Origin of the sequence: Mucilaginibacter rivuli (genome assembly GCF_019391655.1) — a bacterium.
In the GTDB taxonomy this organism is placed as follows: Bacteria; Bacteroidota; Bacteroidia; order Sphingobacteriales; family Sphingobacteriaceae; genus Mucilaginibacter; species Mucilaginibacter rivuli.
The window spans coordinates 283,033-303,103 of record NZ_JAHXPQ010000004.1; the positions used below are offsets into that span (position 1 = coordinate 283,033).

General features: G+C 42.4%; 20 protein-coding genes. All 20 read right to left on the minus strand.

The features are described 5' to 3' along the window. Positions 1 to 45: 45 nt before the first annotated feature. Positions 46 to 894: an OmpA family protein gene (locus tag KXQ82_RS11115; RefSeq protein ID WP_219488449.1), complete on the minus strand. Its 849-nt coding sequence runs from the start codon at positions 892 to 894 to the stop codon at positions 46 to 48. A gap of 29 nt (positions 895 to 923) precedes the next feature. Then, positions 924 to 1,586 carry a DUF2461 domain-containing protein gene (locus tag KXQ82_RS11120; protein WP_219488450.1) on the minus strand — a complete coding sequence of 221 codons (663 nt, stop codon included), beginning with the start codon at positions 1,584 to 1,586 and terminating at the stop codon, positions 924 to 926. After that, entirely contained in the window at positions 1,564 to 1,971 is a 408-nt protein-coding gene (locus KXQ82_RS11125; protein ID WP_219488451.1) for a DUF983 domain-containing protein, read from the minus strand. Before KXQ82_RS11125 ends, KXQ82_RS11120 begins: the two co-directional genes overlap by 23 nt. 36 nt (positions 1,972 to 2,007) lie before the next feature. Next, positions 2,008 to 2,283: a hypothetical protein gene (locus tag KXQ82_RS11130; RefSeq protein WP_219488452.1), complete on the minus strand. Its 276-nt coding sequence runs from the start codon at positions 2,281 to 2,283 to the stop codon at positions 2,008 to 2,010. A gap of 14 nt (positions 2,284 to 2,297) precedes the next feature. Continuing rightward, complete coding sequence (locus KXQ82_RS11135) at positions 2,298 to 2,870, minus strand: DUF420 domain-containing protein (RefSeq protein ID WP_219488453.1); 573 nt, start codon at positions 2,868 to 2,870, stop codon at positions 2,298 to 2,300. Positions 2,871 to 2,893: 23 nt separating this feature from the next. Then, positions 2,894 to 3,574 carry an SCO family protein gene (locus KXQ82_RS11140; protein WP_219488454.1) on the minus strand — a complete coding sequence of 227 codons (681 nt, stop codon included), beginning with the start codon at positions 3,572 to 3,574 and terminating at the stop codon, positions 2,894 to 2,896. 35 nt (positions 3,575 to 3,609) lie between these two features. Further along, entirely contained in the window at positions 3,610 to 3,960 is a 351-nt protein-coding gene (locus KXQ82_RS11145; RefSeq protein WP_219488455.1) for a cytochrome C oxidase subunit IV family protein, read from the minus strand. A gap of 19 nt (positions 3,961 to 3,979) precedes the next feature. Further along, positions 3,980 to 4,699, minus strand: a complete 720-nt coding sequence (locus KXQ82_RS11150) for a cytochrome c oxidase subunit 3 (protein ID WP_219488456.1) — start codon at positions 4,697 to 4,699, stop codon at positions 3,980 to 3,982. Positions 4,700 to 4,718: 19 nt separating this feature from the next. Beyond that, a complete protein-coding gene (locus KXQ82_RS11155; protein WP_255563624.1) occupies positions 4,719 to 5,300 on the minus strand; it encodes a cytochrome c oxidase subunit 3 in 582 nt (193 codons plus the stop codon). Continuing rightward, positions 5,300 to 6,163: a heme o synthase gene (cyoE, locus tag KXQ82_RS11160; protein WP_219488457.1), complete on the minus strand. Its 864-nt coding sequence runs from the start codon at positions 6,161 to 6,163 to the stop codon at positions 5,300 to 5,302. The genes KXQ82_RS11155 and cyoE overlap by 1 nt, the downstream gene beginning before the upstream one ends. Further along, positions 6,160 to 7,224: a COX15/CtaA family protein gene (locus tag KXQ82_RS11165; protein WP_219488458.1), complete on the minus strand. Its 1,065-nt coding sequence runs from the start codon at positions 7,222 to 7,224 to the stop codon at positions 6,160 to 6,162. The genes cyoE and KXQ82_RS11165 overlap by 4 nt, the downstream gene beginning before the upstream one ends. Positions 7,225 to 7,308: 84 nt before the next feature. Beyond that, positions 7,309 to 9,192, minus strand: a complete 1,884-nt coding sequence (locus tag KXQ82_RS11170; protein ID WP_219488459.1) for a cytochrome c oxidase subunit I — start codon at positions 9,190 to 9,192, stop codon at positions 7,309 to 7,311. A 16-nt stretch (positions 9,193 to 9,208) separates the two neighbouring features. Next, complete coding sequence (locus KXQ82_RS11175) at positions 9,209 to 10,393, minus strand: cytochrome c oxidase subunit II (protein WP_219488460.1); 1,185 nt, start codon at positions 10,391 to 10,393, stop codon at positions 9,209 to 9,211. A gap of 44 nt (positions 10,394 to 10,437) precedes the next feature. Next, positions 10,438 to 11,703, minus strand: coding sequence for a quinol:cytochrome C oxidoreductase (locus KXQ82_RS11180; RefSeq protein ID WP_219488461.1), 1,266 nt, complete (start codon positions 11,701 to 11,703; stop codon positions 10,438 to 10,440). Positions 11,704 to 11,717: 14 nt separating this feature from the next. After that, positions 11,718 to 12,302 (minus strand): c-type cytochrome, encoded by a 585-nt coding sequence (locus KXQ82_RS11185; RefSeq protein WP_219488462.1) that lies wholly within the window; start codon positions 12,300 to 12,302, stop codon positions 11,718 to 11,720. Then, positions 12,286 to 12,822, minus strand: a complete 537-nt coding sequence (locus KXQ82_RS11190; RefSeq protein WP_219488463.1) for a DUF3341 domain-containing protein — start codon at positions 12,820 to 12,822, stop codon at positions 12,286 to 12,288. Before KXQ82_RS11190 ends, KXQ82_RS11185 begins: the two co-directional genes overlap by 17 nt. Positions 12,823 to 12,824: 2 nt before the next feature. Continuing rightward, complete coding sequence (nrfD, locus tag KXQ82_RS11195; RefSeq protein ID WP_219488464.1) at positions 12,825 to 14,297, minus strand: NrfD/PsrC family molybdoenzyme membrane anchor subunit; 1,473 nt, start codon at positions 14,295 to 14,297, stop codon at positions 12,825 to 12,827. Positions 14,298 to 14,329: 32 nt separating this feature from the next. Continuing rightward, positions 14,330 to 17,428 (minus strand): TAT-variant-translocated molybdopterin oxidoreductase, encoded by a 3,099-nt coding sequence (locus KXQ82_RS11200; RefSeq protein WP_219488465.1) that lies wholly within the window; start codon positions 17,426 to 17,428, stop codon positions 14,330 to 14,332. Positions 17,429 to 17,468: 40 nt separating this feature from the next. Then, positions 17,469 to 18,749 (minus strand): cytochrome c3 family protein, encoded by a 1,281-nt coding sequence (locus KXQ82_RS11205; protein ID WP_219488466.1) that lies wholly within the window; start codon positions 18,747 to 18,749, stop codon positions 17,469 to 17,471. Positions 18,750 to 19,002: 253 nt separating this feature from the next. After that, positions 19,003 to 19,983 (minus strand): deoxyhypusine synthase family protein, encoded by a 981-nt coding sequence (locus KXQ82_RS11210; protein WP_219488467.1) that lies wholly within the window; start codon positions 19,981 to 19,983, stop codon positions 19,003 to 19,005. Positions 19,984 to 20,071: the final 88 nt, after the last annotated feature.

The window sequence follows — 20,071 nt, forward strand, 5'->3', positions numbered from 1 at the left end:
GAGACAACAAAAAAGCTCCTGTTTTGTGCAGGAGCTTTTTAGATTTTATTTAGAGATAAGGTTATACAGCTCATCCAGCTTTGGTGTGAGCACAATTTCTATCCGGCGGTTTTTCGCGTAAGCATCTGCCGTTGTTCCCGGGTCTATCGGCTGAAACTCGCCCTTGCCTGTGGCGGTAACCCGTTCGGGTGAAATCTTCTCCACTTCGGTTAGATAACGCGATACAGATGTAGCGCGCAATACGCTCAGGTCCCAGTTATCTTTTATCTGGCCCAGGTTTGCTACTTTTTGCTTATCTGTATGACCCTCAACCGAAAGGTTGATGTCGGCCTCTTTATTAAGCACAACGGCTAATTGTTTTAAGGCTGCCTTGCCTTTCTCATCAATAACAATACTACCGGAAGGGAACAACAACTTATCTGTTAACGATACATACACTTTACCGTTACGGATATCAACACTTAAACCGCTTTGTTGGAAACCCAGCAGTGCTTTTTGTAATTTATCCTTTAACGCATTGGTGGCTTCGTCGCGTTTACGCAAAATCTCTTCTACCTCTTTTAAACGAGCCTCGCGTTTTTTCAGATCGCCTGATAATTGATTTACCTTACTCGTAGTTGCGGTGTAGGTGTTATTGAGGTCGTTGTATTTGGTATTCAAGTCAGCAACCTGCCCATTCAGCGTGGTGATGTTTCCTTTTAAATCGGCTATCTGGCGGTGCAGGCGAGCGGTATCGCCCTGTAGCGCAGCTACCTGTTCTTCTAAACTTACGGTACGGTTCTTTAACGAATCTTGTGTGGCAAGCAGTGCTTTATATTTTTTTGTAGACAGGATCTGGCATGAATGCAACGTTGCACACACAACAGCTAACAGGAACAGGTATTTAAATTTCATATTATTGGATAGGGTTTATTGGCACTAATTTAAACAATTGCGTTATTTAAAAACACCGTTAAAGGATAAATATTAGCCAACACTTCAGCCACTTTTTTGGGCGAGTCTTTCTGAAGTATTTCGGCATCGGTAAACTGGTGCAGGGCGGCAAAACTTTTTAGTTTTAATAAGCTGATGTTTTCATTATCAGCAGCATAATCACGGGGCAGGCTCTTTAACTGCTCCTGGTCGCGAAACTCACCGAACAGTTTTTTAAATTCCGGCTTATCAATAATAGCCTTCAACTCATCGGCATTATAATCTATTTCCTGGCGAATGGCTTTCAGGTGAGCGGCTTCGGGCATCCAGTACCCGCCACCGGCTAAACAACGGCCTGGTTGTATCTGTACGTAAAATTCTATGCTGTCATTGTTGGTATCTCCCAACAACTTACTTATCCCAAAATTATTTTTGTAAGGCGTTTTATCCAATCGGAAACGAATATCCCGGTAAATGCGCATCACACATTTTTTGGGGTCAGTATCTTTTGCCAGCAAAGGGTTAATGGCTTTTAACTCCGCCAGTATTGCCCCGGTAAACTCGATAACGTTTTCCTTTGCAGCCTCAAAGGCGGGCTTATTATCAGCAAACCACTCGCGGTTATTGTTTGCCGCCAGGTCTTTTAAAAACTCAATTGTGGCTGATTTTATCATCGGTATCTAAATGGGGTTGATAATGTACCTTAGGGGATAACCAATATAACAAAAACACGCGCGAATAACGAAAGGTTATGGGCGACATGAGGAAGCAACCACCCAAAATAATGCCAATATACATCCACGGCGAATCTGAATTATGCGTGATCTGGTAAGTAGCAGTCCACAGTATACCACCGTACATTACGTTCAACGCATAGCTTACATACATGGCCGCGTAAAAGTAGCCCGGCTCAATTTCAAATTTCATTCCGCAGTGGGCGCAGTTGTCGTTTATTTTATTGGTGGCAAAACTATAAAACCCGCCCTTAAACATATTGCCACGACGGCAACGCGGGCATTTACAATGGAGCATAGCCCATGATTTTGGAGTTTCGGGCATTATTGTGTTTTATATCCGGTAAAAGCCGGAGCAGGTTTAATTTAAATGGATCTTACTGGCACGCATATTAAGTTCAACGTTTTTACGGCGGTATTTTTTATACCATAAAAACCCTATAGCGGCTACAGCAATATATGGTGCGGCAAGCAGGTAAACAATACCATTATTTAAACCTTTGGTGGTAGTGCCACCACTTTTGGCATTGGTTTCTACATTGGTTGAACATACAGAGCATTGTGCAAACGCCGGTACAGCACCCGAAAACGAAACAAACAACACCACTAAAAACACCATCACCCGTAAGTTTTTCATACTACAAATTTAAGTTAAAAATTATAATAAGGCGAAATCATGAGGTATACAATTACGCCTGTTACCGTAACGTATAACCATATCGGGAATGTCCAGCGTACCAGCTTGCGGTGCTTTTCAACCTGCATTTGCAGCCCGCGATAAAAGCTTAATAATATAAGCGGCAAAACTGTTGCTGCTAATACGATGTGCGTGATAAGAATTACGAAATATACATACCTGACCGCACCCGCTGCCTGGGCCTCCGTTACAGAGATAACACCATTACCATCAAGATCGCCAAAACGGGTTTCGGGGGCAAGGTAGTGGAAACCAATATATGATACCAGGAACAACGATGATAACACGAACGTCAAAATATTCAAACGCTTGTGCACTGTTATGTTACCTTGTTTGATAAAATAAAGCGAAGTAATAAGCAACACACTGCATGTGCCATTTAAAATTGCATTGAGCTTTGGCAAAAAATACAATACCGATGGCACTACGGCAGGTTTTGGGATGATCTTCATACTTAATATCACCACTACGGCAAAAACGAAAACGGATACGCCCGCTACAAAACGAAAAATAAACTTATCTGTCATAAAAAAAACTTAAAGTGGATGTATTACATCTCCGGTGATTTGATCTTGCGCAACTCTTCGGAGATCTGAACTTTTAGCTCATCGTTCAGGCGCATCATATCGGTTAACGAGGTGCCCGAATAATAGCCGCGTATACGCCTTTCAGCATCTACCAGCATTACCTTATCATCATAAACAAAATTGCCTTCAGCGGCCTTAAATTCATTCACCAATAAACCTTTACGGGCAAGGTTGTAAATAACGGCTGTATCACCGGTTAAAAACTTCCAGTTTGTGTTTGCCTTTAAGTGTGCCGAGTAATTTTTTAATACCGCGGCATTATCATGTTCCGGATCGATGGTGATGGATATGAACCTTGTTATTTTGTTGCGGGTATAATCCCGCGCAACCGAATCAATATTTACATTCACCTTTTCGCTCATTTGCGGATTGCGGGTGTAAAAAAAGCTTACTACCAATACCTTACCGGCCAAGGTGTCAAAGTTAATCTTTTTACCATCCTGGTCTGTCAGTTCAAAATCAGGAAGCTTATGGTAAATGGTATCAAAAATAACTTTACCGTGAAATTTGTGGAATGTTTTAGCTACAACTTTTGGCCCGTAAACCGGCAATGGTTTGTAGCGGTTTTTGCCTTTAACGGTAAGTAAATAATATAAAAATCCCGGTACCGCTAAAATGAGTACCAGGATCGTTAATTTTTTCATTCCGGCTGCAGCCGATGTTGGTTTCATTTATACCCCTATCTCCCCCAAACGCTGAACCAGTGGTGGCTTTCGTTGGTTAATACCAGTATTAAACCGATGATGAACAGAATAGGAACTACCAATGTATAGATCATAGCTACCTTTTCGAATTTTAAGTGCATAAAATATGCTACAATAAAAAACGCCTTGGCCAATGTTAATATGATGTATATCGGGTTTGCCGAGTGGTAAGTTAACATACCTTTTGGCACCATATATAATGCGATGATGAACTCAATTACGGTAATGCCAAGCAATACGAAAAATACGATCCAGATTTTGGACCTGGTCATTGTTTCTTCGTGTGCTTCGCCTTCGGCGTGTGTATGTGATGTTTCTGATGACATGATAAACCAGATTAAATAATTAAACTAAATAGAAGAATGTAAATACAAATACCCAAACCAAATCTACAAAGTGCCAGTAAAGGCCTACTTTTTCAACCATGAGGTAACTACCACGTTTTTGATAAGTTCCTGCCAAAGTATTGATCAGGATAACGATGTTGATGATCACCCCGCTAAATACGTGGAAACCGTGGAAACCTGTTATGGTAAAGAATAAGTTTGCAAATTGTTGTGTGTACGCACCCGATACAATGCCGCCTTCTGTAAAAAACTCTTTCAGTTTCTCAGCATCAGGTATACTTCCCCACCAAAAACCTTCGTGGTGTAAGTGGTTCCACTCTAAAGCCTGGCACCCTAAAAACATAAAGCCGCCAATAACGGTTGCTACCATCCACCATGCTACTTCCTTTTTAGAATCACGGTGACCGGCCTCAACAGCCAGTACCATGGTAACCGAGCTCATGATGAGGATAAACGTCATGATACCTACGAATACCAAAGGATAACCTGCATCAACAACGCCGGGTACCGACTGGAATATTTTATCGGCCGCAGGCCAAGCGTTTGAACTGAAGCGCAAAGCGCCATAGGATATCAATAACGACGAAAAGGTAAAGGCATCTGATAACAGGAAAAACCACATCATCAGTTTTCCGTACTCTACGTTAAACGGAGACTTGCCACCCGCCCAAGGGGTTGTTTTAACTTCATCAAGTTGTGAAACTGCTGTATTAGCCATTGCAATTAAAGTGTAATTTTTAATATTGGTTCAAAAGTAAAAAAACATAGAGATAAATCCATATAATATCAACAAAATGCCAAAATATACCGGCAAACTCCATGCGGAACAAATTTTTAACCTGCGGGATGTTTTTGTAACTGCCTGAAAGGGCATTAAATAACAAACCAAGGCCAGCTAAAATGTGCAGCAGGTGCATTGATGTAAACACATAGATAAAGCTTTGCGATGCGTTAGGGTTAATGAAATATACCCCCATATCGATCAGGATTTTCCATGCGTAAACCTGGATACAAAAAAACAGGATACCTAAAAAGGCGGTTATCCATAAAAACATACGCTGCTTTGCAAACTGCAACTGCTTTGCCGCACGCGACGCGATTAAAAACGTAACACTGCTGAGTATGATCACTGCAGTGCTATACATAAAAGCACTCGGCAAAATGATCTTGATACCTTTGCCCGAGCCGCCTGAATAAACAATAAAGCCACTTGTTAATGCTGCAAAAAACATAAACGATGTGAATATGAATATCCACATGTTGAATTTTTTGGGAGCCAGGTTAAGCTTATCTTCTTGTTGTAACTGAGCCATCATCATTATTTAATTTTCCCTACAAAATCAAACAATAAAACCAATTGTACCAGCGGCAGGTAAAAGAACGAGCCATACATTAGTTTTTTTGCCGATTGAATTTCCAATGTGCGCATTAAATTAAACGCGAGGTATAAAAATATTAAACTGCTTACCATGGATACCGCGCCTATTACATAACCACCAAAACCCATAAAAGTTGGCAGCACACTAACAGGCACCAAAATCAAGGTAAGTATAAAGGTTATTACAGCGCTGATCCTATCTCTTTTTCCGGTAGGCAGCAGGCGGAAACCCGCAAGTTTGTAATCGTCATCCAGCACCCAGGCAATGGCCCAAAAATGCGGAAACTGCCATACAAATTGTATCCCGAATAAAACCAAAGCTATTTCGTCTATCTGCGGGTGCGCGGCAACATAGCCAATTAGCGGTGGCAACGCGCCGGGTATTGCACCTACAAATACCGCTATGGGCGATTTTTGCTTTAACGGTGTATAAGCAAAGGCATATAAAAATATCGAAAATATGGCCAGGTAACCTGCCGTTGCATTCAGGTTGAACAACATTACCGTACCTGCAATACCCATTACTAAACCTAATACCAATGCCTGTCCGGTCATCATACGGCCCGATGGGAGTGGCCTGTCGGCAGTGCGTTTCATCAGCTTGTCCAGGTCAACCTCTATCATCTCGTTAAAGCAGTTTGCAGCGCCTGTAACTAGAAAACCGCCGCCTATCAGCATCAGCCAGCTTCTCCACTCAATAATGCCATTTACTTTGCTACCTATCAAAAACGAAATAGAAGCCGAGAACACTACGAGGAATGTTAACCTGAATTTTATCAGTTTTGAAAAATCGCTGAACTTCATGCCGTGGCCCCCCAAACTTTTGCGCTGCGTTGTAAATTAAGCAACAGGTAAAATTGCGCGCCAAACAGTAAAGTGGCCAACACAATATGTATGGTTTGCGCATAAGGCGGCAAACTAAAATAGGAAAGGATAATGCCCGACACAATTTGCAACATGATCATCAAAAAGCTAAAACTCATTACCTGCTGTTGTATTGAATGCCTGTTAAACCCTTTACGGATCAACGCGTATAAAACTAAGTTAGCCGCCAATACAGCTATTGCCATATCGCGGTGATTATAAAATATAGTACCTGCCTTTATTAACCATGTGCCGCGGCCCTGGCCTTGTAAACGTCCGGCTATGTCGTCAACCTTTTCCCGTACTTCGGTGCCAAAAGTTATTTGTAATATGCTTAACACTAACGTTGCTACCGACATCAGTACAACAAAGCCCCTGGCCTTAATATTTATACCGCCATCGGCTACTTTTGCCTGGTGATATGTGTAAATACTTATAGCCACAATTGCCAATGCAAGCAACATGTGCGTTGTCACTATCCAGGGTACAAGGTTTGTGGATACCACAATAGCCCCTAACCATCCCTGGAAACCAACCAATATTACATTGAACAGGCTTAAAAAAACTATTCTTTTTTTCTGTTTAATGTATGTGAATGAAAAAAAGGCCGTTAGCAACAGCATAAAGCCTGATAATACACCTATTAAACGGTTAACGTATTCCGTCCATGTTTTGGCAGCGTTAAACTCTTCGGGTACCAGTATCGATTTATCGTTACGGATACGCAGCGCCAGATCAGTATAACCAAATACATCAAGCGTATGCGCGAATTTCAAATTCCTGTCTTCGCGCTTCTTAACATACTTTTCTTTATAGCCTGCCGGTATCTGCGATGCATCGGTTGGCGGCACGTACTGGTCAAAACATTTTGGCCAATCAGGGCAACCCATTCCCGAACCTGTGCTTCTTACCACGCCGCCTGCCAGTATTAAAACAAACAGTGTAAGTATGGTAAGCAGATTGATGTTTTGAAACCGTTTTTTCTCAGGCGATATATTCATTCAAATCGTTTCTAACAATTTGGGGTATCTGTTTAGGAATAAAACCCTACAGATACCCCAAAAAATCAGATCATTATAATCTTATTATTTTACTTCTTCGCGGGGCGGATTTGCTTTAACCCATTCGTGGAAAGCGGCTAAACCTGCCTCGTTATCTTCAAAGTCATGCACTAAATTTGAGCTCATGGTTTGCGAGTGAGGTACAGTTTGCGGGATAAAATCTTCCGCTGCACCCGGCTTGCTGTAATCATACGGCCAACGGTAAACAGTTGGTATTTCGCCCGGCCAGTTACCGTGTATGTGCTCGATAGGAGCAGTCCACTCTAATGTATTTGAGTTCCATGGGTTTTGAGTTGTTTTCTTACCCCAGAAAATAGAATAGATAAAGTTGAACAGGAAGGCTACCTGCGCTAATGCTGACAAGATAGCTGCCCACGTGATGAATACGTTAACTGATAACCAACGCGCCATTGACGGAAACTCGGTGAAGGCATAGTACCTACGTGGCACGCCATCCAAACCCATAAAGTGCATCGGGAAGAATACCAGGTATGCACCGATGAAAGTTAACCAAAAGTGCAGGTAACCTAATTTCTCGTCCATTAAACGGCCGAACATTTTAGGGAACCAGTGGTAAACACCCGCCAACATACCAAATATAGCTGCCGAACCCATTACCAGGTGGAAGTGGGCAACAACAAAGTAAGTATCGTGCAGGTTAATATCCAAAGCGGCATTACCCAGGAACAAGCCTGTTAAACCACCCGAGATAAAGAATGATACCAAACCGATGGCGAACAACATTGCAGGTGTAAACCTGATGTTACCGCGCCACAATGTAGCTAAGTAGTTGAATGTTTTTACTGCCGATGGTACCGCGATGATCAAAGTCGTGATCATGAACACGCCGCCAAGGAACGGATTCATACCCGTAACAAACATGTGGTGTCCCCATACGATGAACGATAACACCGATATACCAATAAGTGAATAAACCATCGCGTGGTAACCGAAGATCGGTTTACGTGAATTGGTTGAGATAATTTCTGACGAGATACCCAGTGCAGGCATAATTACGATGTACACCTCAGGGTGACCCAGGAACCAGAACAAGTGCTGGAACAGTATAGGGCTACCACCTTCATAAGGCATAACCTGGCCTTGTACAACAATCTCCGAAAGGTAGAAGCTGGTACCAAAGCTACGGTCAAATATCAACAACACCACACCGGCAACTAATACCGGGAATGCCAATACACCTAAAATTGCAGTTAAGAAGAATGCCCAGATGGTCAATGGCATTTTCCAAAGGTCCATACCTTTTGTACGCATGTTTAATACTGTACTTACGTAGTTGATACCCCCCATTAGTGATGATGCTACGAACAGTACCATACTGATCAGCCATAAGGTCATACCCTCACCAGAACCAGGCATAGCTTTAGGCAATGCAGATAGCGGCGGGTAGATTGTCCAACCGGCACTTGCGGGGCCTTTTTGTACCATAAACGAGCTAAGCATGATAACGCTGGCTAAAAAGAAGAACCAGTATGAAAGCATGTTTAAGAACGGAGACGCCATATCGCGTGCACCAACCTGCAATGGTATCAACAAGTTACTGAATGTACCGCTCAAGCCTGCAGTTAACACGAAGAATACCATGATGGTACCGTGAATGGTAACCAATGACAGGTAAAACTCGGGAGCTAACCTTCCGCCAGGTGCAAAGTGGCCCAACAAAGTTTCCAACAAAGGGAAAGTTTTTTCAGGGTATGCTAATTGGATACGAAACAGGATAGACAGAACCATCGCAATAACCGCCATAGTAATACCTGTTATCAGGAATTGCTTAGCGATCATCTTGTGATCCATGCTAAATATATATTTGCTTATAAATGTATCGTGATGATGCTCGTGATCGTGATCATGGCTTTCAACGCCATGGTCGTGAACTGCTAATGTTGACATAATCGCTATTTTGGTATTAATTATTTAGTGCTAATCTGTTTTGACCCAACGCCTTTGGCTGTTTTGCATCAGCCATTTTCAATTCCTTCTTCAACGCGTCATTAAAATAAGGTTTTTGAGCAGCAACCCAGCCATCATATTCGGCCTGGCTAACTACACGTACAACCTTTTGCATGTTGTAGTGGCCGCCACCGCAAATTTTGTTGCAATACAACAAGTATTCAAACTTAGGGTCTTCAACCTTTGCACGCATTTCATTTGTAGTAAGGGTAGGAGTAAATTTAAAATAGGTTGGTAAACCCGGTACAGCATTTATTTGCACACGGAAATGTGGCATATAAACACTATGGATAACATCCTGTGCGATGATGTTTAAACGTATAGATTTATGAACCGGTACTACCAAAGTATCAGCTATCTGATCGTCAAGACTATTTTTGTCTTTAAAATCAACACCTACTTTGTTAGTGCCTGTGGTTAATTTATAATCCTTTGTACCCAATTTTCCATCCTTGCCAGGGTAACGAAGCTCCCACGCAAACTGGTGGCCGGTAACATCGATGTTGATATCCCCTTTAACTTCGGTAGTGTTGGTGATCTTTTTCCAGGTAAAGAAACCAGTGATAACCAATACCGTTAATACGATAGCCGGGATAACGGTCCATATTTTTTCGATGGTATTGTTATGCGGGTAAAAGTATGCTTTGCGTTTATCAGAACCACGGTATTTAAACAAGAACCAGAACAGGCATATCTGCGTTAAGAAAAATACGATCACCGTGATAATGAATGTCACGCTAAACATATTATCCAGATCAACACCATGTATTGATGCTGCTGCCGGTAAGCTCATTGTACCTTGCTCTGTAAACTCCCAATAAGAGCCATATAAACCCGCTAACAGGAATACAATACAAAGCACACCCATAATGTTGTTCCAGTTGATGGCCTTTTTACCTTGTATTTGAGCTGTAAGATCATAAACACGTAGTATTTTACCTACTATGCCAACTATTGTTGCCAATAGCACAAATAAAAGCACATAATAACCAACGCCCGTCCACATGGTTGTACTTGCATCATCAGCGGTGGCAGCTGCAGCAGCAGGCGCCTCGGCCATTACAGTAGTTGTTGCAAATAAAAGCATTGCCGCAACAGCCGTTGATAATGTTTTGAATTTAAATATATTTTTGAATGCCATTATATCGTTTTTTTGGTATTCTGATTAGTTATAAACAAGGTTAATTAAATATGGTGGTGCAAACTTTCCTCTATAAAAGGGTGGTTTTTAGGAATGGTAGATTTAAACTTGCTTAATGCTGTTAGCATCAGGAAAGTAAATAATCCGGCAAAACCAAGTGCTATACCAATTTCTTCAACTCCGAAAGAACGGCCTTCGCCACCAACAGTACCCGGCATGATCATCATATAATAATCTAACCAGTGACCGCATATTAACAGGATACATACATATTTTACACGGGGTATCATACGTTTGTAATCGCGTGCCATCAGCAATAATATAGGACAGGCAAAGTTGATGATGATATTTAACCAGAACCATGGTTTAAACTCAGGCTCCCAGCGGCGGTAAAAATATACAGCTTCTTCGGGTAAGTTAGCGTAGTAGATCAGCAAGAATTGTGCGAACCATACATACGTCCAGAATACAGAGAAACCGAATATTAATTGAGCTAAGCTGTGGATGTGATTTTCTGTTATGAAAGTAAAGTACCCTTTTTGACGTAGCAGAATCAATACCAAAGTAATAATAGCCAAACCACTTACCCACATGGCAGCAAAGTTATACCAGCCAAACATGGTTGAAAACCAACGTGCCTCTAAACTCATGATGGTATCGAAAGCGAATATTGGAGTAGTAAAACCAAATATTACCAGGAAGATACAAGCCATTTTAAAGCTTTTGTTATAATTGAACATACCGCCCAATTGATCTTCGTTATTTGAGTATTTAGCTAACAGATAACCAAATATGCTGTAAACACCCAGGAAAACGATCAACCTTCCAAAAAAGAAAGGGATGTTTAAGAAAGATGATTTGCCGGCTATTATAGCATCGTAAGCTTCGCTTTTGGGATCGGTAACACCGTGAGCCGCCCAAATTTTGTATAAGTAAGGTACTACTACAGATCTTCCTTCTTCATCAACCACGGTATGCGTAAAATACAAACCTGCGCCTGCAATAACTATCAGTATCAATGCTGCTACCGGTAATACTTTAGCAAATGCCTGTGGTACACGTATTAACGCGGCCGACCAGCCTGCCTGTGCTACATATTGTACAGCGCAAAAGAATACACCGGCCATACATACGCAAGCGAAGTAATAACCCATCAGCAAAAGGTTTGAAAACGTACGCTCGATGTGGCCTATTCCAAAGCCGTATGCTATTGCAACAATACCGATAACAATAGCGATCAAGCTCCAGGTTTTAGCTTTGCCGCTAAACTCGAACTTCTCGTCTAAATTAAAACTATTATGAGTTCCCATTAATATATCTGATCTTATAAAGTTTGTAAATGATGAACATACATTACCACTTTCCAACGCTCATCAGGATTTAATTGCGAAGCATATGAACCCATTGCGTTTACACCATAGGTAATGGTATGATAAATTTTTCCATCGGTTAAGTCTTTCATAGCACCACCGCGTGATGAATTACCTTTTGAATATGACGGCGGCGGCGGGAAACCATGTTTGGTCACTTCACCATCGCCCTGACCTTCGGCACCATGGCATGGCGCGCAAAACGTGATGAACAAAGCCTTACCATCAGCAAGATTTTTGTCGGTTATGGCCATCATGTTTTTTACTTCGGCACTTGCCTTTTCGTATCCTTCGTTACCGTTAGGATAGTCAAACCTTACAAAACCTACAGGAGTTGTACCTTTTGGTGGCAATTGTGCTGTTTTACCGTCTTTAAAGTTTGGATTTTTCTGATCCGGATCGTATGCAATATGTTCATACATATTAGGGGCATATTCCCATCCCGTGCTGCGTTTATCTTTACATGATGTAACGAACAACGAAACGGTAACAGTAATAACCGCTGCACCCAATATTTTAAATTTATTCATAGCTAACATATTTTCTGTCGTTATGCTTAATTTCTACAGCACCTGCTTCTTTTAAAATTTTAGTAATATCCTCATGCGGAGTGTTCCCTTTGGCATCGATAGCGATGATGAACCTGTCGTTAGTTGCCCTAAGGTCCATTACCCTTGGCGTACGTCCCGGGAAAAGATGCGTAGCGAACAAAAATGTAGCTACCATACCAAACGCGGTAAACAATACGGTCCACTCAAAAGTGATCGGAACAAAATCAGGGATGGCAAAGTGTGGCTTACCACCAATGTTGTGCGACCAATCCGCAACCATCATGTAATACAACATACTGAAAGCTACCGTACCACCTGTACAGCCAAACATAAAGGCCGCATAACCCAGGCGTGAATCTTTAACGCCTAATTTAGCCTCGATACCGTGGATAGGCATAGGGGTATAAACATCATAGATGGGTACGCTGCTTTGTTGCAACTTATGGATCCCATCCATCATTTCATCGGGATCTTCAAAAAGGCCTAATATAAATTTTGTAGTACTCATGTTTATATTTTTGCGTAATCTGCCATTTCAACACTATCAAACTTCTCAAGGGATTCTTTGTAGAACTGCGCTTGCTCAGCATCAACGTGCCCACCGGCTAAAACTTTTTTCTTGGCTTGCTCGCTCGAGCCTTTCAGCAATAATTTAACCTCGGCCATTGCCACTGATGGCAATACGCGGATAAACAACAGGAACAAGGTGAAGAACACACCGATAGAACCGATGAAGATACTTACCTCAACCCATGTTGGGTAGAACATTGCCCAGCTTGAAGGGATATAATCGCGGTGAAGTGAGGTAACGATAATTACGAAACGCTCAAACCACATACCGATGTTTACCACGATAGACAGCACCCAAGAGAATGGGATGCTTGTACGCCATTTTTTAACCCAGAACAACTGTGGCGAAATAACGTTACAGCTCATCATGCTCCAGTATGCCCACCAGTACGGACCAGTAGCGCGGTTAATGAACGCGTATTGCTCATACTCAACACCAGAGTACCATGCGATGAAGAACTCGGTTAAGTAAGCCACACCTACGATGGAACCGGTTAAGATGATGATCTTGTTCATCGACTCGATGTGGAACATGGTGATGTAGTTTTCTAAACCTAATACCTTACGTGCAACTAATAACAGGGTTTGCACCATAGCGAAACCTGAGAAGATAGCACCCGCAACGAAGTATGGAGGGAAGATGGTGGTGTGCCATCCCGGCTCTAACGATGTTGCAAAGTCCATTGATACGATGGTGTGTACCGAAAGTACCAGTGGTGTAGATATACCGGCCAAAATCAATGACACGGTTTCAAAACGTTGCCATGTTTTAACTGAACCTGTCCAGCCAAAAGAAAGTACAGAGTAAATTTTTTGTTTAACGCCTTTTGCACGATCACGGATGGTAGCGATATCAGGTAATAAACCTGTGTACCAGAATACCAATGATACCGAGAAGTAAGTTGAGATAGCGAATACGTCCCAGATAAGCGGTGAGTTAAAGTTAACCCAAAGTGAGCCATACTGGTTAGGTAACGGTAATGAGTAAACAGCCATCCATGGGCGGCCCATGTGCGCTACAATGTATGTAGCAGCGCAAATTACCGCGAAGATGGTCATCGCCTCGGCAGAACGATTGATGGAGTTACGCCAGTTTTGACGGAAGAGTAACAATACCGCCGAAATAAGCGTTCCGGCGTGACCGATACCTACCCACCATACGAAACCGGTGATATCCCAGGCCCATCCTACGGTTTTATTTAAACCCCAGGCGCCTATACCAAACCAGAAGGTATAGCTTACCGCAACCACCCAAAGCAATGCGCCCAGTGATGCTACGGTGAAACCTATCCACCATGCTTTGGTAGGTGTATTTTCAACAGGGCGTAAAACGTCGTCAGTTATTTGGGCGTAGGTTATGTTCTCGCCTGTAATTAACGGTTCCCTGATTATTGATTCGCTATGAGATGCCATATGATATTAATCTCTTATTATATTGATATAAATTAAGCTTGTACTTCTTTAGTGTTTCTTACCTTAACCTGGTAACCAATACCTGGTTGTACGTTCAGTTCTTCCAACACGTAGTAAGTACGTTCGCTCTTCAATGCTTTTGCCACTTCCGATTCCGGATCGTTCATATTACCAAACACGATAGCGTTAGCCGAGCAGGTTTGCTGACAAGCAACCTTAACATCGCCATCTTTCAACGGGCGTTTTTCGATCTTAGCTTTCAGTTTACCGGCTTGTATACGTTGGATACACATTGAGCATTTTTCCATTACCCCGCGGAAACGTGTTACCACATCCGGGTTTAATACTAATTGTGTATGCTCATTGTTCAGGTAGTTATCAAAACGGCTGTCGTTCCAATAGTTAAACCAGTTAAAGCGGCGCACTTTGTACGGGCAGTTGTTAGCGCAGTAACGTGTACCTATACAACGGTTATAAGCCATATGGTTTAAACCTTCGCTCGAGTGAACGGTTGCCAATACAGGACAAACAGTTTCGCAAGGAGCGTGGTCACAATGCTGGCAGAGCATAGGTTGGTACACAACTGATACATTATCCATGTTATCCATGTGTGCTGTATCTTTCTGTAACGCGCCTATTTCTTTTTCTTTTGTTACCGCACCGCCATCTTCGTTAAAGCTATAGTAACGATCGATACGGATCCAGTGCATTTCGCGACGGCGGCGAACCTCGTCTTTACCTACAACCGGCACGTTATTCTCAGCATTACAAGCTACCACACAGGCACCGCAACCGGTACAGGCGTTCAAATCGATAGCCATTACCCAGTTGTATTGCGGGCGTTCGTACTCATCCCACAATGAGTAAACTTTGTGCTCGCGCTCGCTGCGGTTACCCGATGAAGCGTCTTTTTTGTATTTCTCGAAAGTGGTTTCCTGTATAACAGTACGGCCTTCGTAAGAGTGGTGTGTTTGTGTTTGGGCAAGGATAGAAATTTCGCCCGTTTTAGCAATAGTTGCCACCGATGATGATTGCAGAGTGCCGTTGCTTGCCGTTAAGAACGGGAAAGCATTTTGGCCTACGCCATTACCTACCGGGCCCGCTAATGTACGGCCGTAACCTACAGCTACTGATACAGTGCCCTGGGCCTGCCCCGGTTGGAACAATACAGGCAATGATACCGAGTAACCGTTAGGGGAGGTAATTTTAATTACATCACCTTCTTTGTAGCCCAATTTCTCACCAAATTTTGGCGCGATAGCCGCGAAGTTTTCCCAGGTAACTTTAGATACCGGCTCGGGTAACTCCTGCAACCAGGGGTTGTTTGCTTTTTTACCATCACCTATTACAGAGTTTGCGTAAACCTGTAACTCTACCTGGTCATCACCTTTGGTAACTAATTTAGCAGCCTGAGTGTTTATTGTGTTAGCAACGGCAGCCAGATCTTTAGCAATTAAAGAATAAGAAACGGCAGCTTTATCGGCAACTTTAACAAAACCTGTTTGTAATAAAGTTTCCCAGCCAGCCTGGCCGGCTAAGCCACCTTTTGCCAATAAAGTTTTTTCCCAATTATTTTTAACGTAGGTATAGTATTCTTTAACAGGAGCGTCTATCCATATCAATAAGCTCTGCTCTGCCTGGCGTGTATTGTATACCGGGTTAATGGCCGGTTGTATTACAGTGTAGTAACCTTCTATGATGTTCGAATCGCCCCATTGCTCTAAGTAGTTGTGGTTAGGCGCGATAACTGTACACAGTGATGAAGTTTCATCGCCAATTGTAGTTACTTCGCCGTTAGCGCCACGATCAGAGAAAGAAACTTTCAAACGAACCTTAGCTAAAGCATCAGTAAACTCTTTCGCGCCAAAATAATCGTAAGCAGGGTTGGCATCCAAAAAGAAAACCGCGTCAACCGAACCGGCTTTCATATCGGCAACCAATTCCTTAATTTCAGAATCGTTACCTGCGTATTTTTTAGATGGATTATCCAGATCGATAGTTGAACCGTAGCTGGCTAACTCAACGTTGATAGCATTCACCAAAGTTTGGGTAGCGATATCGTTTGAGCCTGCAACAACCAGGGCTTTACCTTTAGCTGCCTTTAACTCTTGCGCAGCGATCATGATCGATTTCTCGGCAGATGCGTTGTTGCTCAGTTTTTGGCTGCCCGGTAATGTAGTACCGGTAATAGCATTGTATAAGCTGATGATGGCAATACCTTCTTCTGACGGTTTTACCGGGATACGAACATCGGCGTTTGAGCCGGTAAGGCTCATGCCGGATTCAAACTGGATGTGACGCGACATTTTCTTTGCTTCCAAAGATTTGGCGTTACGGTTTGAAACGTATTGACGTGTAAACTCTTCGCCTGATATCCATGAACCTAAGAAATCGGCACCGAAGCTTACAATAACATCGGCATTATCAAAACGGTAGTGAGGCAACACGGCTTTACCAAAGCTGTTTTGGTTAGCCTGGATGATACCTGTATATGATACCGCATCGTAGTTGATATGTTTAGCAGTTGGATATGCAGCAACAAAATCGGCAATAACCGCTAAAGTAGATGGGCTGTTTACGGTTGATGTTACCAGGCGTATTTTTTTGCCACCCGCTTTAATAGCTGCCAGTTCTGATTTTACAAAGCTATCTACAGCATCCCAGCTTGAAGAGCTACCTTTTAACATTGGGTTTTGTAAACGATTTGCATCGTACAGATCCAATACCGAAGCTTGTGCCGATGCGCTTACACCACCTTTAGATAAAACATCATTAGGGTTACCTTCTATTTTAATAGGGCGGCCTTCGCGGGTTTTAACCAAAATAGCATGACCATCGTAGCTCGAAGTATAGTAGTTAGCTATACCCGGAGTAACTTCTTCAGGTTTTATTAAGTATGGGATAGATTTATGAACCGGAACTTTTTCGCAAGCCGCAAGTGAAACCGCGCCCACGCCAAAACCTAATGCTTTTAAGAAGTTACGGCGCGGGGTTTTGTTCATCAAACCTGTTCCGCTCAATATCTCTTCAATAGGTATAGGCTCAGCAAATTCGTGCTTGTTCAACTCGACAAATTCGGGGCTATTGTTCAGCTCTTCTAAACCTTTCCAGTATTTTTTGTTGCTTTCCATTTAAGCTATATAACTGTGATCGTGTTTTAAATTCTTATTATTAATAGTGACATTTACCGCACTCGATACCACCTAATGCTGCTGCAGTAACTTTCTCTCCGCGTTTTATTTTATCGTGAACCTGTATCATGTTATCATAATACGCGTTGCCTTTGTAGTTAACTTCGGTACGTTTGTGGCACTGGATACACCATTTCATGGTAAGCGGGCTGTATTGGTAAACCTCTTGCATGGTTTCAACCGGGCCGTGGCAGGTTTGACATTTTAAGCCGCCAACCTTAGTATGCTGTGAGTGGTTAAAGTAAGCCAGATCGGGCAGGTTGTGGATACGTATCCACTGCACCGGTTTAGCTTTAGTACTATCGTATTTAGTTGTAGCCGGATCATAACCTAGTGCAGTATAAATCTTAGCGATCTCGGTTGATGGTGCCGAAGCATCCATGCGCCTGTCAACAGATTTGTGGCAGTTCATACATACGTTTAAAGATGGTATGGTAGCATTTTTAGATTTGAATGCACCTGCGTGGCAATACTGACATTCAATTTTCATTACACCTGCATGCAGATCATGCGGGAATTTGATAGGTTGTACGGGTTGGTAACCTGTGTGTACGTTAGTATTCCACAAGGTAACCCATTGCCATGAACCTCCGCATATCACAGCGCAAACAATGAAGAAACCTACTAATTTTTTGTTTTTAAGCAGCTTTTTAAATTCAGCTTTACGGGCTGCAGCTTTATCGTCAACCTCAACTTCTTCAACAGCTAAACCTTTTTTGTTTAGCAACAGGCGCTCTAATGTACCAATTACCTTGTTTAAAAGCAGTATAACGATGAACGCGATAACGATAACAGCGATCAAGCCGAAAATAACAAGATTGCTCGGACCAGAATCAGCGGCGGCGGCAGTAGCAGGCGCTGCTTTCGCTTTCTCCTGCATTGCTTTGTACTCTGTACGCACGTAAGCCAGCACGTTTGCAACATCACCATCAGATAAGGTGGCAAACACTGTCATGTTACCTTGCTGGTTGTCGTTATAAACCTTAACGGCTTTAGCATCACCTGCCGCTATCAGCGCCTTGTTGTTCTGAATCCATTTGGTTAACCATTTGTCATCAGTATCGGCAGTGATAACCGGACCCAGGGCCGGGCCTGTCATTTTTTGATCTAACTTGTGGCAAGCAGTACAGTTGGCTTTAAAAATACCTTCGCCTTTTGCTGCATCTCCCTGCGCACGTGCCGAAAACCCAAGTATTGCAAAACCCGCAATAAGTAGTACAGACCTGGAAAATTGTTTAAGAATCAATGAGATATTACTCATAAAGTATATGTATGCTGAATAATGTTTAGTTAACAGATATTTAAAAAATTGCGAAATTGATAACAATCCCACCTTTACAGACCACAAAAGTATAATTTATTAGACAACCGCTGACAAATAAATGACACTTATATATAATTTATAATCATTCTAAACAAATGAAAAAATCAGCTTTGGTTTGCAAGAAAGCAACTTTTTATCATAGTGTTTAAATCACCTGTTTTTAATGTAATTTCGATCATTTGCAGATGATCTATTGTTTTAGTAACCATGCAAATATCAGCGGTGCAACAATAGTTGCATCAGATTCTACAATAAACTTAGGAGTATTCACGTCCAGTTTCCCCCAGGTTATCTTCTCGTTAGGCACTGCGCCCGAGTATGAACCGTAAGATGTTGTTGAATCGCTTATCTGGCAAAAATAGCTCCAGAAAGGAATATCCTGCATTTCCATATCCTGATAAAGCATCGGAACAACGCATATCGGGAAATCGCCGGCTATACCGCCACCTATCTGGAAAAAGCCTATGCCCTTACCACCTGAGTTTTCAGGGTACCAGCCGGCCAGCCATGCCATATATTCTATACCGCTTTTCATGGTGGATGCTTTTATCTCACCTTTAATAACGTATGATGCGAAAATGTTACCCATGGTGCTATCTTCCCAACCCGGTACCACAATAGGCAGGTTCTTTTCGGCAGCAGCCAGCATCCATGAGTTTTTAGGGTCTATCTCATAGTATTGCTCCAACACGCCACTCAGCAACATTTTGTACATGTATTCATGCGGGAAATAACGTTCGCCGGCAGTATCGGCATCCTTCCATATTTTATGGATGTGTTTTTGCAAACGGCGGAAAGCTTCTTCTTCGGGGATACAGGTATCGGTTACACGGTTATAGTGGTTTTCTAACAGGTCCCACTCATCCTGCGGACTCAGGTCACGGTAATTAGGTACACGCTTATAGTGTGAGTGCGCAACCAGGTTCATAATATCTTCTTCCAGGTTAGCGCCTGTACAGCTGATGATCTGGATCTTGTCCTGGCGTATCATCTCGGCCAAAGAAATACCCAACTCGGCAGTACTCATGGCGCCGCCAAGGGTAACCATCATTTTACCACCTTCAAGCAGGTGAGTTTCATAACCTTTTGCCGCATCCATTAATGCCGCGGCATTAAAGTGCAGGTAATTTTTTTCTATAAATTGGGATATTGGTCCGCGTGTAGTGCTCATAATATTATTGTTGATTATTGCCGGGTGCAAAAGTATATAAAATGTGCAATTTTTAACGCCACATTTATAAGGCTTAATTCAGGGTTAA